This window comes from Chloracidobacterium sp., from assembly GCA_025057975.1.
GTDB lineage: Bacteria > Acidobacteriota > Blastocatellia > Chloracidobacteriales > Chloracidobacteriaceae > Chloracidobacterium.
Map to the genome: position 1 here is coordinate 1 of JANWUV010000047.1, position 640 is coordinate 640.

Annotated in this window: 1 protein-coding gene; it reads right to left on the reverse strand. The window is 53.1% G+C overall.

Annotated features, from left to right (window positions below):
* Window positions 1-243 precede the first annotated feature (243 nt).
* A partial coding sequence (locus NZ585_14985) for a TIGR02221 family CRISPR-associated protein (protein MCS7081336.1) occupies window positions 244-640 on the reverse strand: 397 nt, incomplete at its 5' end.

Below are 640 nucleotides of genomic sequence, written 5' to 3' on the forward strand. Positions count from 1 at the left end.
AGTACACCGCTTCGATAGGCTGGGATTCCACATTCTGGAAATGCTGAGAAACCATCACCTGAGCGCCTATATCCCGAATCGTCACGTCAAAATCCACGCCCCGCAATGGAATCGGCGCGCCTTCTGGCGTTTGCAACCCAGCAGTGACAGGAGCAACGGCAAACATCGGTTACCTCCATACCCCGACAGCGAAAGACACCTTCAGCATAACCACCCTTAGAACTTGTCCCTTCCAAAATCTTGTCATTGGCAAAAGCTAGGGAAAAGCGCCTGTAAAGTCGGCGGCAGGTCGTTCAGGGCAAAGTTCTCCAGGGTACCACTGTTTAGGAAATTCTTGCGCATCTGCACATGGGCCAGGTCATTACGGTACTCCGTCAAACGGGACCAAAAATCCGCCAGCTTTTTCGCATCAGGCACATAAGCAGCAATCGGCTGGTCTAAACCTGGACGTTCCCCATACCCAATCATTGCCCCCAGTTGCCCCTCGACATCCTGACGATGCGCCCGTTCCAAGTAGTCGTCATACCCAGCTAGCAGGCACAGCGCCGAGATTGTCCATTCCCTAGCTAACAACAACGCCTGCAATGGCAAGCGCTTCTCTACATACCACTGCAACAGGCGAAATTGTTTTCGGACCTGG